Annotated in this window: 9 protein-coding genes; 5 read left to right on the plus strand and 4 right to left on the minus strand. The window is 31.2% G+C overall.

All coding sequences use genetic code 11. From position 1 onward, the window contains the following. The 4 genes from R3342_RS12625 to R3342_RS12640 form a co-directional block, all read right to left on the minus strand. Positions 1 to 2,767, minus strand: a 2,767-nt coding sequence (locus R3342_RS12625; RefSeq protein ID WP_318940720.1) for an alpha-amylase family glycosyl hydrolase, incomplete at its 3' end; no start/stop codon positions are given. A gap of 115 nt (positions 2,768 to 2,882) precedes the next feature. Continuing rightward, on the minus strand, positions 2,883 to 4,181 hold the full coding sequence (locus R3342_RS12630) for a SusE domain-containing protein (RefSeq protein ID WP_318940721.1): 1,299 nt from the start codon (positions 4,179 to 4,181) through the stop codon (positions 2,883 to 2,885). A gap of 18 nt (positions 4,182 to 4,199) precedes the next feature. Continuing rightward, positions 4,200 to 6,065, minus strand: a complete 1,866-nt coding sequence (locus R3342_RS12635; RefSeq protein WP_318940722.1) for a RagB/SusD family nutrient uptake outer membrane protein — start codon at positions 6,063 to 6,065, stop codon at positions 4,200 to 4,202. Positions 6,066 to 6,075: 10 nt separating this feature from the next. After that, complete coding sequence (locus R3342_RS12640; protein ID WP_318940723.1) at positions 6,076 to 9,033, minus strand: TonB-dependent receptor; 2,958 nt, start codon at positions 9,031 to 9,033, stop codon at positions 6,076 to 6,078. Positions 9,034 to 9,333: 300 nt separating this feature from the next. Here R3342_RS12640 and R3342_RS12645 point away from each other — a divergent pair, with 300 nt between their 5' ends. The 5 genes from R3342_RS12645 to R3342_RS12665 all read left to right on the plus strand — a co-directional run bounded on the left by R3342_RS12645 (position 9,334) and on the right by R3342_RS12665 (position 16,744). Next, the gene (locus R3342_RS12645; RefSeq protein ID WP_318940724.1) at positions 9,334 to 10,359 is read left to right on the plus strand and encodes a LacI family DNA-binding transcriptional regulator; all 1,026 of its coding nucleotides are present in this window, start codon (positions 9,334 to 9,336) and stop codon (positions 10,357 to 10,359) included. Between the two features lie 215 nt (positions 10,360 to 10,574). Further along, a complete protein-coding gene (locus R3342_RS12650) occupies positions 10,575 to 11,918 on the plus strand; it encodes an MFS transporter (protein ID WP_318940725.1) in 1,344 nt (447 codons plus the stop codon). Positions 11,919 to 11,931: 13 nt separating this feature from the next. Next, positions 11,932 to 12,597 carry a beta-phosphoglucomutase gene (gene pgmB / locus R3342_RS12655; protein WP_318940726.1) on the plus strand — a complete coding sequence of 222 codons (666 nt, stop codon included), beginning with the start codon at positions 11,932 to 11,934 and terminating at the stop codon, positions 12,595 to 12,597. Continuing rightward, positions 12,590 to 14,893, plus strand: coding sequence for a glycoside hydrolase family 65 protein (locus tag R3342_RS12660; protein WP_318940727.1), 2,304 nt, complete (start codon positions 12,590 to 12,592; stop codon positions 14,891 to 14,893). The genes pgmB and R3342_RS12660 overlap by 8 nt, the downstream gene beginning before the upstream one ends. Next, positions 14,894 to 16,744 (plus strand): glycoside hydrolase family 13 protein, encoded by a 1,851-nt coding sequence (locus R3342_RS12665; RefSeq protein WP_318940728.1) that lies wholly within the window; start codon positions 14,894 to 14,896, stop codon positions 16,742 to 16,744. It begins immediately after the preceding gene. The last annotated feature ends 39 nt before the right edge of the window (positions 16,745 to 16,783 follow it).

Here is a 16,783-nt window from a genome sequence, read left to right on the forward strand (position 1 = left end):
CCACTGTTAAGGTATTGGTAAATGGATAATCTGTCCCATTTATAGTAGCTACATAATCGTGAGTTTCATTTGTGGTAATGAATATCTGTCCATTATTTTTATCTGGACACGTTTCACTGGTTACCTGAATGTTGAAATTATCTGTAGGCAATGAAAATATAGGGCATCCAGATGTCGTTACAGTAGTTCCAGCAGGTGTATTTGGGCATAAATCATTAGTGTCAACAACTCCATCTCCATCACTGTCATCAGCACTAGTTCCTCCTCTTGGATCTAATAATTTTACGGTTGAATATAATTTATATTCGCCTGGAGCCAATGTTAATGATTCATTAACGTCTGTTACTGTTTTTTCTTGTCCTGTAAAATATTCATACCAAACACCTGTTTGTGTAAATTGAGGAGCAATAGTTTTTGTTGTAACATCAAAATTACCCACTAAAACAACATCCATACTTGGGTCTTTTAATGTTATTGATTTTACAAGCCCACTAACATTTAAACTAAAATCTGTGCTGTTAAAAACAGGTTGTTGTTTTTTAAAAGCCATTAATGTTGCCCAAGTATTGTAAATTTGTTTTCTATTTGTATCATCAAAATATTCCCAATGTATTGGTTTTCTAGATAATCTACAATCGTTACTTACGGTACCATCGGTACAAGTATTGATTGAGAAATCATATCCTAATTCCCCAAATTGCCAAATCATTTTTGGACCTGGTATAGTAAAAAAGAACATTCCAGCTAATTCTTCTCTAGCTAATGCTGTATTTAAATTTTTGACATCGTAATTTCCGCTGCTATTACCAGAAGTTAAGTTTTTGTACATTAATCGCTCTTCATCATGACTTTCCATATAACCTACAACATTAGGGTTATTCCATCCTCTATTTAAATATGACATCCAACTTATATCTGCTCCAGAAGGATATCCCATGGTGTTTTGACCGTAGCTATAATTGCTATTCCCCCAAAGCATAAAACCATAATTAGCCAATTCAGTTTCTTCTGAATTATCGGCAAAATGTTCTAAAATTAGATATTCATCATTAGATGTATTTGTCCAAATATCATTTGCATAATCTTCAAGTATTGCAATTCTTGATGCGTCATAATTTCCCCAAGCTCCAACATCTGTATTTACAGTTTGCGTAAAACCTTTAGACAAATCAAATCTAAAACCATCTACTTTAAATTCATTTACCCAATGTTCTAAAGTTTGTTTTACATAGGTTTTTGTGTACGTGCTTTCATGATTAAAATCGTATCCAACACTATATGGATGTGTAGCATCTTGATTAAAATAAGGACTATTAGCTGCAGGTTTGTTAATACTGCTATCCCAGTACATTTGCACTAGAGGACTTTGTCCGAAAGCGTGATTATAAACAACATCTAAAATAACGGCAATGCCCCTTGAATGACATTCATCTACAAATTGTTTTAAATCGTTTTTTGTTCCATAAGCTTTATCTAAAGCTCCGTGGAATGAAGGGTTATAGCCCCAGCTATCATTGCCTTCAAATTCGCTAACGGGCATTAGTTCAATTGCATTAATTCCTAAACTTTTTAAATAATCTAGCTTGGTTAAAGCAGTTTTTAAATCGCCTATATCATTGGTGTTAACTACTGTAAAATCTCTTAATAATAATTCATAAACTATTAAATTGTGTTCATTTGGTTTTACAAAATTTGTAGTTTGCCAAGTATAAGTGGGATCATTAATTAGGAATGTAGAAACAATGCCAGTGGTTAAATTTGTTGGATATGCTTTTAAGTTAGGATAAGTTGTAGTTGGTATATATTGGTCGTTATTGGGGTCTAAAATTTTTGTGCTGTAAGGATCAGCAACTTTAATATTGTAATCAATTAAATATTGGTAAGCATATTCGGTATTAATATCTAACCCAGACAAAGTGATCCAAAAATCATCACCATCTTTTGCCATTTGATAATTAGAATCTAAAGTCCAGTTGTTAAAATCTCCAAGAAGAAATACATCATTTTTTAATGGCGCTTGTAATAGAAAAGTAACCGTATTATCAGGATTTATATTTGCACCATATTTTAATCCTGTTGGTTTTGTAGCGTTTACTGTTTGGGTTTTTACATAAACATTTATGCTTGTTTCTTTAGTTTCAGCTGTTGTAGTAGTAACAGCTTTAAAGGTATGTGAACCAGTTGTTGTAAATGTATAATTAAAAGTTATAGTTTTGGTATTGGTTGCAGTTTGTTGCGATACACCATCAATAAATAGTTCTAAATCTGAATTTATGGATGATTCAGCAGAAATAGTAACGGTATCGTTTAAATTAAAGACACTTTCGTTTGAAGGGTTTGTAAAAGTTATATTTAAACCAGCGGCATAAATAGGTACAAATATGTCTGCAGATTGAGGGGAGCCAGAAGATGCTCTAAAAACAAAATCTAATTCAGTTATGGTATCGGTTGTTGCTACACCATAAAAAGTATAAACATCGGGTGTTATTATTAAAGTATAAACATCAGGATTTGAACTATCACGTGTTAGTTTAGGTTGTATAGCGTTATCACCCCAAGTTCCAATTACGTTTTGCCATTGCGTACCATTTACTGTAACTCCAGTATGTGTGTATACGTCTCCAGTATAGCCTTCTAAAGCAGTCCCAGTAGCATTAAAAGTAACTGTTATTTGGTCGTTAGCAGTAGGCAATGCAGGATTAGTAGTTACCTGAGAAAAAGCAACTGTACCAATTAAAAATAATACTAAGTGTAATAGTTTTTTCATTTTTTGAATTTAAATAATTTCTTAGGAATTAAATGGTCAATAAATAAAAATCTGCATAGATTTTTTCTATGCAGATTTTTTACTTATTAATTTATACTAAGCATAAAAGTATTTGTTAACTTGCTGTTATTGTATAAGTTGGTGCGTTTGGATCACTAAAATCTAGTACGATGTCATAAGTTCCAGCAGTAACAGGAATATTTGCTCCTCCTGATTCTAAAGTCCCGTCATTACCATCATCGCCATAGTTAACATCCCAACTATCATTGGTTCTAAACTTAATTGTTCCATCTATTAAAGTAACTCCATTTAAATACCAAACACCATCAGTTCCATAATCAGGAGTAAAACGAACATTTGGACCATCCCATCCATTTGGAGCTGCATCTCCTACTAAGCCCCAAATATCAATTGGTTCAATTGTATATACTAAATTGTTTAAATCTAAGGTTACTAAATAATTTCCAGCAGTAACAGTAATATTTGCTCCTCCGTTTTCTAAGGTTCCATCAGCACCATCATCTCCATAGTTTAGAGCCCAATCATTATTAAACCTAAATTTAATATCTCCGTCAGCTAATGTAACAACAGCTTTCCATGTATCAGAATAAGAATCATAAGACATAGGCATATCAGGTCCATCCCAGCTATTAGGAGTTGCATCTCCTACTAGTCCCCAAGTATAAGTTTCAATAGTATAGGTTAAATCAGTAATATTAAAAGTAATTTTATAAGTACCAGCATTAACAGGAATATCTGCTCCTCCAGCTTCTAAAGTGCCATCATTACCATCATCTCCATAATTTAAATCCCAAGAATTATTAGTTCTGAATTTAATAAAACCATCTGCTAAAGAAACGTATGCAACTAATACATTAGCATCACTAGTTGTATAGAAAGGCATATCAGGACCGTCCCATCCATTTGGTGTAGCACTACCTACAACACCCCAAATAGTTGATAAATCTAGTTTATCAGCATAAACAGTAGCGTTAAATGTAGTTGTATTTGAAAGTATTTCGCTAGTTGCACTTAAAACTGCTTTTACTTGTACGGTTACTTCAGAAGATTCTCCTGCTGGTAATCCTAAACCAAGTAAAATTTTATTTAACTCAACATTTTCAAAAACTTTACTTAAATTGTTACCTATGTTAATTACTTTAGGGTCACTTCCTGTGTAGGTTAAAATAACTTGATAATTTACACCTGCATTAAATCCAAAATCAGGTTCAGTCCAATTAACAGTTAAAACATCTTGTCCAGCATTATTAGGGTCTAAAACCACATCGCTAGCAGAAAGGCTTACTGTAGTAGAAGCATTAGGATCTAATACAGTTAAATCTTGGCTATCACAAGCTACTAACAAAGTAGTAGCTGTGAATAGCATTAATATATTTTTAAATATTTTTTTCATTGTGTCTAATTTAAAAGATTAATACCCAGGGTTTTGAGTTAAATTTGGATTTGCATTTAAATCAGTTGATGGAATAGGTAAAATGTTACGGAAGCTAGGTGTTGAAGTCCCTTCAGCTACTCCACCTTTCCAAGGCCAAACATAATTGCCATCTGTAAATCTACCATATCTAACTAAGTCAGTTCTTCTAGTTCCTTCCCAGTATAACTCTCTTCCTCTTTCATTAAGAATTAAATCTAAATTGATTGAAGAAACTGGAACGGCGTTTGCTCTAGCTCTAAGTTGATTTACATAAGATAAAGCAGTAGCTTCATCTCCACCTCCACCTCTAAGAACAGCTTCAGCATACATTAAATAAACATCTGCTAATCTGAATAAAGGGAAATCAGTATCTGTAAAATTACCACTAGTATCCGAACCAGCAACTCCATTTTTATCTACATTTTTAAATTTAGTAATTGCATAACCATCTGTAAAAGTTGGTACTGATTCAATTTCTAAATTTTGTCCATCAGTGTAGAACATAGCTCTATCATCTTTTTCTAAAGTATAAGTTTGATCAGCCGTATTAATGGTAACTTTATAAATACCAGCTGTTACACTAATATTACTACCATTGTCGCCAAAATCACTTCCCCAAGTATTGTCAGGTCTAAATTTAATTTCACCATCAGCCAAATTTACGTAACCTTGGTAAACGTCAGTAGTTCCAGTTTCATATAAAGTTAAATCTGGTCCATCCCAACCATTTGGTGTTGCAGAACCAACTACTCCCCAATTAGAAGCAGGACCTATAGCTGTATTTGCTGTAGCAATATCTGTAGCAGAAACATCAGCACCAAATAGATTAACTAAGTTTTTGGTGGTTCTGTTACCTCCCCAACCACCGTTGATACCAAAGTCTGCTGGATCCATACTTCCACCAACTTCCGCGTGGATTAAGAAAGTTGTTCCTCCATAAGATTGTGTATGTAAGCCATCAAATGCTATTGGGAAAATTACTCCACCTGCTGTATTATTATCTGCTAAAAACAAGTTTTTATATGCAGGTTCTAATGTGTACCCTGCGTTAATTACTTTATTTGCATAGGTAATACAATCACTATATCTAGCAGTACCTGTATAAACTTCAGCATTTAAGTACATTTTAGCTAATAATGTCCAAACAGCAGCTTGATCAGCTCTAGCATATTCATTAGATTTTGGAGCAGGCATACTGCCTTCAATATCTAATAATTCATTTTCTACAAAATTGAATAACTCTGTTCTACTTTTTTGAGGAGGGAAGAAATAACCTACCTCATCAGCTTCAGTTACAAATGGGAAACTACCAAATAAATCAACTGCATGGTAATAACTTAATGCTCTTAAAAAACGAGCTTCATTTCTGTACTCATGTACGTCAGTTAATAATTGTCCAGTAACACCTCTAGCGCTTAACTTATCATCTGTAGTTTCACGTAAAAATGCATTACAAGAAGTAATTTGATACATTATTCTATTGTATAATGCTCTTACAAACTCATTATTAGAATTCCAATCTTGTTCATGGTAATCAGGTAAACTACCATCTGCCCAGCCTATAACAGCTTCATCAGTAGTTACTTCTTGAGCTAACCAATATTGACGTAAATATTGACTAAATCCTTCGTCAATACCTGAAATATCAGGTAAACCAGCAGGACCTTGTTGTCCGCTTATTGCTAAGCCAGCATATAATTTAGCAAGCACTTGTTTATAGGCCGCAGGATCATTAAATAAATCTGAAGCTAAAACAATATCTTTATCTTTAGGAGTGGTGTTTAAATCATTTAAACACGAAGTCATAGTAAGCAAGGTTACAATGGTACCTAAAAAGAATATTTTAAAAGAATATTTTTTCATTTTTTATTAATTAAAAGTTTAAATTAACACCAAGCATATATACTATTGGTCTTGGATAAATATTATAATCAATACCTCCGCTAACTTCAGGATCTAGACCTTTGTAATCTGTAATAGTTAAAACATTTTGTACTGTTCCTGAAATAGTGAAGTTTGTATTTTCTCCTAATACACTTCCTAAATTGTAACCAACAGTTACATTGTCTAGTTTTAAGAAGGAAGCTTCTTGAATATAGTAATCAGATAAATATCTTTCAGTACCTCCATTAATGAATCCTGATTCTAATACATTAGCTACACCATTTGAAATTACATCTGGAAAAGCTGGATTTAATAATTGGAATTCAAACCCTAAGTTAGAGTCTATATTATTATAAACATAGTTTCCAATACTTCCTCTCCAAGCCATATTAAAGTTCCATTTTTTATAATTTAAATTAGTGGTAAATCCAAACGTATAATCTGCTGCAGGTTTTTTATATCTGTATTTATCAGCAATAGTTATTTGTCCGTCGTTATTTCTGTCTACATAAACGCCTTCAATCGGTTTACCATTAGCATCATATACTTGTTGGTATACAAAAAATGAATAAGGAGCGAATCCTACGGAATGTCTTTGAATGTAGTTACCAACACCACCATTAAATCCACCAACTTCAACTCCTTCGTAATTAGGGTCATCATTAGTAGTTAATTTTGTGATTTTAGTATTAGCCCATGTAAAGTTACCTCCTATGTTTAATTTTAAATCATCAGTATTGATAATATCTGAGTTTAAAGTAACTTCAATCCCTTTATTTTCCATTTTTCCAATATTTGCATTGTCAGCATTAGATAGTGAAGACCCTGCAGGGAATGGGATAAAGTTTAATAAATCTTTAGTTTTTCTAAAGTAAGCATCAACCGTTCCGTTTATTTTTCCATCAAGTAATCCAAAATCTAAACCTGCATTATAGGTTTCTGTTTGTTCCCATTTTAATGAGGCATTATATGGTTGAGCTCTATAGGTATTTATGAAGGTTGAACCAAATTGGTATTGAGCAGTAGCAGTACTTCCTAAATAAGTTGGAATATAAGGATAATAATTATCATTTAAATTTTGTTGACCTGTAATACCCCAGCTTAAACGGAGTTTTAAATTAGAAAACGTTTTAGAATCTTTCATAAAAGGTTCATCGTAAATTTTCCAAGCCAAAGCTGCAGAAGGGAAATCACCCCAACGATTTTGTTTACTAAATCTTGAAGAACCATCGCGTCTGTATGTTAAGGTTAGCAAATATTTGTCAGCAAATGTATATTTTAAACGCCCAAAATAAGATTGTAAATTTGATTCATTATAATAATCATTATTTTCATTTCCACTTGCTGCAACTCTATTATTAAATCCACTATCTTTAAAGTTTTGATAGGAATAACCTGCCATTATATCGATTGTACTATTTATAGATTTCAAATCATTAGCATAGTCTAAATAAAAGTCCATTAACTTATTATCTTTAGTTTGCTCGTAATGGTTTGTGCTTCTAAATATAGTTCCATCACTTAAAGTTGAATTTGCTGAGTTATCTACAATATCGTCGCCTTTACTTTTTGATTGATCAAAACCTAGGTTAAGGTTAGCTCGTAATTCAGGTAAAAAATGCATTTTATAGTCAAATTGTACATTACCAATAAGCCTTTTAGCATTTGAAGTATCATCTCTTTGGCTTAATAAAGCAACTGGATTTTTTGGCGCACCAACAGCAATTGGAGCTCCACCAGGCGATTGTAACCATTCAAAATATCCTCCATAAGGAGATGTACTGTCATATACAGGTTTTGTTGGGTCAAATGAAATAGCATTACCAATAGCTCCAGTATCAGCAAAGCGATTATTTACTAATGCAGCTTTTGTGTTTACATCAATTTTCAAATGATCATCAAATAATTTTGATCCAATGCTAATGGCATATGTAGCTCTTTCTAATTTTGAGGTTAACAAAGTACCAGTTTGATTTGTGTACCCAATAGAAGTTCTATAATTAAGTTTTTCAGTTCCATCTGAAACACTCAAATTATGATTTGTTCCATAACCTGTTTTAAAAATTTGATCTTGCCAGTTTGTGTTGGCATTACCTAATAAAGCTATGTCGCTTGATAATCCATTTGCATTTACATATGCTCTGAATTGAGAAGGAGATAAGGCATCAACAGTTTTAGAATTTTCATTTACTGAAAAATTAGCACTATAATTAGCTTTAAATCCATCACCTTTACCTTTTTTTGTGGTTATTATTATTACTCCATTAGATGCTCTAGAACCATAAATAGCAGTTGCAGAGGCATCTTTTAATATAGTATAAGATTCAATATCATTTGGATTAATGGTATTTAGTGGATTTCTCATTCCTGAAATACCATTATTATCAACAGGAACACCATCAATAATAAATAGCGGATCATTTGTAGCTGTTAATGAAGCTCCACCTCTAATTCGGATAGTTGATCCACTACCAGGAGCACCACCGCCAGAAGTTACTTGTACACCGGCTAATTTACCAGTTAACATTTGGTCTGGAGAAACAATGTTTCCTCTATTTAAATCTTTTGTTTTTACTGAAGTTATTGAACCTGTAGCATCTTTTACAGTTGTTACACCATAACCTACAATTACAACTTCATCTAATGACTCAGTACTTTCAACTAGAGCAACGTTAATTGTAGTGTTACTTCCAACTTTAATTTCTTGAGTTTTAAATCCTACATAAGAAAAAACCAATACATCACCTGTTTTTACTTTATCTAAGGAGTAATTCCCATCAAAGTCTGTTGAGGTACCTGTAGTGGTTCCTTTAATTAAAACGCCAACGCCAGGTAAAGCCGTTCCACCTGTAGCTTCTGTAACCGTCCCTTTAATAGTTTGTTGACCAAACATAACTAAAGGAAAGAGAAGAATGACATTTAACAAAAAAAGTCTAAAATTTTTCATTTATTTTAAGTTAATTAATAATTAAGTTTTTAATTGTTTTTACTGTTTTTATTACATTTCACTCTGTGAAGTTAAGGAGTTAACAATTATTTAACAATGACTTATATTAGTTTCTGAGTTTCGAAAACGTTTTCGTGTTTATAACTTTTTTACGCAAACGTTAGAGTTTGAGAGTCATTTTTAATGTTTTTTTCAAAAAAGTTAAGACATAGTTAATTTAATAAATTTTTAATGAAAATTATATAGTTTCAGTTATTAGTTTATATTTGTATAGATGATGAATTTTGATTGATTTTTTATATGAAACCAAGAATTACTTTAAAAAAAATAGCAAGTGAATTTGGAGTGTCTATTTCAACAGTTTCCAAAGCTCTAAAAGATAGTCATGAAATAAGTGAAGAAACACGCGAAAAAATAAAAGCATTTGCAGATTATTATAACTACAAACCAAATAGTTTAGCATTACAATTACGCAATCAAAAAACATCTGTTATTGGCGTAATTATCCCTGAAATTGTACATCATTTTTTCTCAACAGTAATTAATGGAATTGAGCAATATGCAACGAAAAAAGGTTACAATGTAATGGTCTGTGTATCTAATGAATCTTACGAAAAAGAAGTTTCTAATTTTAGTGTGCTTACCAATGGAAGTGTAGACGGTTTAATTGTTTCTATAGCCAGAGAAACTCAACAAAAAAATGATTACTCACATTTTGAAGGGTTAATAAAAGATGATTTTCCACTAGTGTTATTTGATAGGATTAATGAAAATTTAGCTTGCGATAAAGTTATTATTGATGATGCCGGTGGGGCTTATAAAGCTACTAATCATTTGATAGAGATTGGTTCTGAAAAAATTGCATTACTTACCACTCAAGATTTTATTACAGTTGGATCGTTACGAAAAGAAGGTTATTTAAAATCTTTACGCCAAAATGGAATTGAGGTAGATGAAAATTTAATTTACAAAATAGATGATACTAAAGATTTATACGAGCAAATTAAAAAAGTAATTTTTGTAAACAATCCGCCTGATGCTATTTTAGCCGTAAACGAAATTTATGCTGCAAACGCTTTAAAAATAGCTAAAGAAAGAAAGCTTTCTATTCCAAAGGATATAGCTATTATTGGTTTTACTGATGGTCTTATTTCCGAATTTACATATCCACCATTATCAGAAGTTGTACAGCACGGTTTTGAAATGGGGCAACAAGCTGCAGAGTTATTAATTAAAAGGATAGAACAAATTTCTCAAGGAGAATTTAGGAAAGAAGTAATTTCAACTAATTTAAAAATTAGAAAATCCACACTATCTACAGATTAATATAATTTTTTTATCAATTTTTTATAGAACTCAAAGGTTGTAGTTTGTTATTTAGGGTGTTTGTAATAGAATCTGACTTTTAAAAAAGTTAAAAATTCATATTAATTTAATATATTTGTCCTGTAAAAGTAATTTTACAACTACTGTTTTTCACACTTCACACAAGCAATTATAAGATTTTTCTTATAGTTGATATATTCTAACATATTTAATTTATGGAAAAACGGAAACTAAGTTTCTGGGAAATCTGGAATTTAAGTTTCGGGTTCTTGGGAATTCAAATGGGCTTTGCATTACAAAATGCAAATGCAAGTAGAATTTTACAAATTTTTGGAGCTCACGTAGAAGAATTATCATGGTTTTGGATAGTAGCACCATTAACAGGTTTAATTGTGCAACCAATTATTGGTTATTATAGTGATAAAACTTGGACGCGTTTAGGACGAAGAAGACCTTACTTTTTAACAGGTGCCATTTTAGCATCTATGGGACTTATTTTTATGCCTAATGCAGCTATGTTTACTGCCTTTTTACCTGCTTTATGGGTAGGTGCAGGTATGTTAATGATAATGGATGCTTCATTTAATATAGCTATGGAACCTTTTAGAGCTCTTGTAGCAGATATTTTACCTTCTGATCAAAGAACTTTAGGGTTTAGTATTCAAACTATTCTAATTGGTATTGGAGCAGTAGTTGGATCGTGGTTACCTTATGTATTAACAAATTGGTTTGGTGTTGCAAATAATACACAGCCAGGTGAAGTACCTTTAAATTTACTTTTATCTTTTATAATTGGTGCAATTGTGTTGTTAGTTAGTATAATTATTACGGTGGTAACTACCAAAGAGTACTCTCCTGAAGAAATGGCTCTAATTAATGCAAGTAAAGATGAAATTATAGAAGAAGAAAAAAAATCTAGTATTTTAGACATTTTTACTGATTTTAAAGAAATGCCATTAACAATGAAACAATTGAGTTTTGTTCAATTCTTTTCATGGTTTGGTTTGTTTGGCATGTGGGTGTTTTCTACTCCAGCAATAGCACATCATATTTATGGATTACCATTATCAGATTCCAGTAGTGAAGCATATCAAAATGCAGGAGACTGGGTTGGTGTTTTGTTTGGCGTTTATAATTTAGTATCTGCAATATATGCCTTCTTTCTACCTGCAATTGCAAAAAAAGTGGGAAGAAAAAAAACACATAGCATTTCTTTAGTTATAGGAGGGTTAGGGTTAGTGTCTATTTTTATTATGCCAAATCAATATTGGTTAATACTTTCTATGATTGGAGTCGGAATTGCTTGGGCAAGTATATTAGCAATGCCATACGCAATTTTAGCAGGTGCAATACCTGTAAAAAAAATGGGTGTGTACATGGGCATTTTCAACTTTTTTATAGTGATTCCACAAATAATAAATGCTTTAATAGGAGGTCCTATTGTTAAGTATTTTTATGGAGGCGATGCTATTTATGCGTTAATCGCAAGTGGAGTTTCTTTTTTAATTGCAGCCATGTTAGTTTATAAAGTTAAAGATGTAGATGATAACGTTCAATAAGTAACTAGTTATAATGAATAATAAAATAGCATTTATTTTTGATTTAGATGGTGTAATAGTGGACACTGCAAAGTATCATTTTTTGGCTTGGAAAAATTTAGCAAACTCGTTAGGGTTTGATTTTACCAAAGAACAAAATGAACAATTAAAAGGAGTTAGCAGAGTGAAGTCACTTGAAATATTACTTAAAATCGGAAATATAGAATTAACCGATGAAAAAAAACAAGAACTGCTTTTAAAAAAAAATGAAGAATATCTGTCCTATGTTAATAGAATGACTTCAGATGAGATATTACCAGGAGTAACTAATATGTTGAATTTTTTAATAGAAAACAATGTGAAATTTGCATTGGGTTCAGCAAGTAAAAATGCTCCTTTAATTCTCGATAAAGTTGGGTTGCTTAATAAGTTTACTGCAATAGTAGATGGAAATCATGTTAGCAAAGCAAAACCAGATCCTGAAGTGTTTTTATTAGGAGCAGAAAAATTAAAAATGGATCCAATAAAATGTGTAGTTGTTGAAGATGCAATTGCAGGTGTTGCAGCAGCTAATGCTGCAAATATGATAAGTATAGGTATTGGAGATTCAGATGTATTAAAAGATGCAAATTATGTTTTTGAGGATACCTCAAAAATAACTACAGCATTCTTAAAAAGCTTAATTAAAAGAAATGAATAAGAATTATATTATACCTAATGAATGGTCAATTATTGAAGAAGGGTTTAACAAAGATAATGTTAAATCATCTGAAAGTTTGTTCAGTATTGGAAATGGAGCATTAGGGCAAAGAGCAAATTTTGAAGAAGATTATTCAGGACCTTCTTTTCAAGGAAGTTATATAGGAGGTATTTATTACCCTGATAAAACAAGAGTTGGTTGGTGGAAAAATGGATATCCAGAGTACTTTGCTAAAGTGCTAAATGCACCAAATTGGATTGGGATTCAGATTAAAATTAATAAAACCAATTTAGATTTAAACACGTGTAAAATACAAAATTTTAAGCGTGAGTTAAATATGAAAGAAGGTTGGTTAAGCCGTTCTTTTAATGCAGTTTTAGCAACAGGTGAAGAAATTGAAGTAATTTCTAAACGAATTATAAGTATTGCTCATAATGAAGTTGGAGCAATAAAATACAGTGTAAAAGCAGTGAATTTTTCAGGAGAAATTACTTTTAAACCATATCTAGATGCAGGTATTGTTAATCAAGATTCTAATTATGATGAGTATTTTTGGGATATTTTAAATATTGAAAAAGGAACAAATGAAGGCTGTATTTTAGCAAAAACCTTAAAAACTAATTTTTATGTTGGTACTGCAATGTCAGTATCATTTTCCCATAATAATAAAAAGGTTGATCTAGAACAAACCACTAATGTTCAAGAAAAAAAACTAACCTATTCCTACAATTTAAAAATAAATCAAGGAGATACAGTTACTATTTATAAATATGCTAGCTACGTTACTTCTTTGAATTATAAAGAAGAGAAATTAGTAAAAGCAGGTTTAAAAAATGTACAACAAGCTAGTGAATTAGGTTTTGATATTTTATTGCAAGAACAAGTAAATTCTTGGGCAGCTATTTGGAAAACTTCTGATATAAAAATAGAAGGAGATATAAAAGCACAACAAGGAATTAGATTTAATATTTTTCAATTAAATCAAACCTATTTAGGCACAGATTCTCGTTTAAATATAGGGCCTAAAGGATTTACAGGTGAAAAATATGGAGGAAGTACTTATTGGGATACGGAAGCCTATTGTATTCCTTTTTATATGGCTACTAAAGATGCAAGTGTAGCTAAAAATCTACTTTTATATAGATATAATCAATTAGATAAAGCTATTGAAAACGCCGAAAAATTAGGGTTCAAAAACGGAGCAGCGCTGTATCCTATGGTTACTATGAATGGGGAAGAATGCCATAACGAATGGGAAATAACTTTTGAAGAAATTCATAGAAATGGAGCAATGATTTATGGTATTTATAACTATGTAAATTACACTAAAGATTTTGAGTACATTCCAAAATATGGGTTAGAAGTTATGATTGGAGTTGCCAGATTTTGGCATCAAAGAGCCAATTTTTCTGCAGCAAAAAACAAATATGTAATTTTAGGAGTTACTGGTCCAAATGAATATGAAAATAATGTAAATAATAATTTTTACACTAACTATTTGGCAAAATGGTGTATTGAATATGCTATTGAATCATTACAAAAAATAAAAACAGAGTACGCTCAGGATTATAAAAGAGTACTTGCTAAAACTAATTTAACGGAAGAAGAAACCAAGCAATGGTTGCAAGTAGCTGATAACATGTATTTTCCATACAGCGAAAAAAATAAAGTTTATTTACAACAGGATGGTTTTTTAGATAAAGAATTAATTCCAGTTGCTGAATTATCAGTAGAAGATAGACCAATAAATCAAAAATGGTCTTGGGATAGAATTTTACGTTCTTGTTATATAAAACAAGCAGATGTTTTGCAAGGAATGTTCTTTTTTGAAGATCAATTTAGTAAAGAAGAAATAGAGCGTCATTTTGATTTTTACGAGCCATTAACCGTTCATGAATCATCACTTTCACCTTGCGTACATTCTATTTTAGCGGCGTCAATTGACAGAATTCCAAAAGCTTACGAACAATATGTGCGAACTTCTCGGTTAGATTTAGACGATTATAATCATGAAGTTGATGAAGGTTGCCATATAACAAGTATGGCTGGAACTTGGATGTCTATTGTTCAGGGATTTGGAGGAATGAGAGTTAAAAATGGTCTTCTTTCATTTAATCCTCAAATTCCAAAAAAATGGAAATCATATACCTTTACTATTAATTTTAGAGGTAACGTAATAAATGTTTATAAAAGTCAAAATGAATGCAAATTCTCTAATGAATCTGGCAATGAAATGACTATTTTAGTAGACAATGAGAAGATAAAAATACCCTCAAAACAATTAATAACCGTTTAAATGAAAAAAAGTTTCCTATTAGTTATTTTGTTTTTGACCTGTAGTTTACAAGCTCAAAACATAAAAAAGATTGAGCCACCATTTTGGTGGTCAGGCATGAACCATAATCAACTTGAGTTGTTAATTTACGGCGATAATATTGCCAGTTTTAATCCTTCTGTAGATAATAAAGACATCATAGTTACAGGAGTCAAAAGAACTGAAAATAATCATTATTTATTTGTTGATCTAGATGTTTCAAAAGCAAAACCAGGGATTTTTAAAATCAATTTTTCTAAAAAAGGAAAACGAAATAATTTTTCAGTGAATTATGAACTAAAACAACGTAGTCCAAATTCAAAATTTAGAAAAGGTTTTAATAGTTCAGATGTTGTTTATTTAATTATGCCAGATAGATTTTCGAATGGTGATGTTACTAATGATTCTTCAAAAGAGGTTGTTGAAAAAGGGGATAGAAGTATAAAAGGAGGGCGTCATGGAGGTGATATCCAAGGAATTATAAATCATTTAGATTATATTAAACAGTTGGGAGCTACCGCAATATGGAGCACACCTTTGTTAGAAGATAATCAGCCAACATATTCTTATCACGGTTATGCAATTACGGATGCTTATAAAATTGACCCAAGATATGGAACGAATAAATTGTATAAAGGTTTAGCGGAGAAAGCACATCAAAAAGGGTTAAAATTAATAATGGATTATGTTACAAATCATTGGGGTAGTGAAAACTGGATGATAAAAGATTTACCAACATATACTTGGTTAAATCAATTTCCAGGGTACGCAAACTCTAATTATAGAATGTCTACACAATACGATCCAAATGCATCAAAAATTGACGCAAAATATTGTATGGATGGATGGTTTGTAAAATCTATGCCAGATTTAAATCAACGGAATCCGTTAGTTTTAAATTATTTAATTCAAAATGCTATTTGGTGGATAGAATATGCAAATTTAGATGGATTTAGGGTTGATACTTATTCGTATGCAAATAAAGAAGGTATTTCAAAATGGACTAAAGCAATTATGGATGAATATCCAGATTTTAATATAGTTGGAGAGGTTTGGATGCATAATCAGTCATCAATTTCTTATTGGCAAAAAGATAGTAAAATAGGCGCTATAGAAAGCTATAATTCATATCTGCCAAGTGTAATGGATTTTACGTTGCAAGATGCAATATCTACTATGTTTAATGAAGAAAATGCAACTTGGAATGATGGAATGATTAAAGCATATAATAATTTCACGAATGATTATTTATATCCTAATATAAACAACCTATTAGTATTTGCTGAGAATCATGATACACAACGAATTAATGAAATTTTTAAAGGAGATATTCAAAAATATAAACTGGCGTTAACTTTAATAGCAACTGTACGAGGTATTCCACAAATTTATTATGGAAGTGAAATAGGAATGCGAGGCAATAAAAATAATGGCGATGGAGATATTCGTCGTGATTTTCCTGGTGGTTGGAAAAATGACACCAATAATGCATTTACAAATTCAGGAAGAACAAAAGTTCAGAAAGAGTTTTTTAATTTTTCAAGTAAGTTATTAAACTGGCGTAAAAATGCAGAAGTAATTCAAACTGGAAAAACGACGCATTATATACCTCAAAATAATGTGTATGTTTATTTTAGATATAACGAAAAAAAATCTGTAATGGTGGTTATTAATAATAATCCAAAAGCACAAACTATATCGTTAAAAAGATTTGCTGAAAATTTAAAAAATTACACTTCTGGAACAGATATTTTAACCAACACCAAATTTGATGTAACCAAAAATGATTTGTCAGTTCAAGGAAAAACATCATTAGTTATAGAATTAAATTAAATATATAGTTCTAATTTCCAGTTGAATTTTTATTAAAAA

Source organism: Lutibacter sp. (genome assembly GCF_033723435.1).
In the GTDB taxonomy this organism is placed as follows: Bacteria; Bacteroidota; Bacteroidia; order Flavobacteriales; family Flavobacteriaceae; genus Lutibacter.

Bases quoted from the DNA above. Each gene is read 5' to 3' on its own strand.
- R3342_RS12650 (WP_318940725.1), top strand. From the start codon at position 10,575: ATGGAAAAACGGAAACTAAGTTTCTGGGAAATCTGGAATTTAAGTTTC.
- R3342_RS12640 (WP_318940723.1), bottom strand. From the start codon at position 9,033: ATGAAAAATTTTAGACTTTTTTTGTTAAATGTCATTCTTCTCTTTCCT.
- R3342_RS12660 (WP_318940727.1), top strand. From the start codon at position 12,590: ATGAATAAGAATTATATTATACCTAATGAATGGTCAATTATTGAAGAA.
- R3342_RS12630 (WP_318940721.1), bottom strand. From the start codon at position 4,181: ATGAAAAAAATATTTAAAAATATATTAATGCTATTCACAGCTACTACT.
- R3342_RS12665 (WP_318940728.1), top strand. From the start codon at position 14,894: ATGAAAAAAAGTTTCCTATTAGTTATTTTGTTTTTGACCTGTAGTTTA.
- R3342_RS12635 (WP_318940722.1), bottom strand. From the start codon at position 6,065: ATGAAAAAATATTCTTTTAAAATATTCTTTTTAGGTACCATTGTAACC.
- pgmB (WP_318940726.1), top strand. From the start codon at position 11,932: ATGAATAATAAAATAGCATTTATTTTTGATTTAGATGGTGTAATAGTG.
- R3342_RS12645 (WP_318940724.1), top strand. From the start codon at position 9,334: ATGAAACCAAGAATTACTTTAAAAAAAATAGCAAGTGAATTTGGAGTG.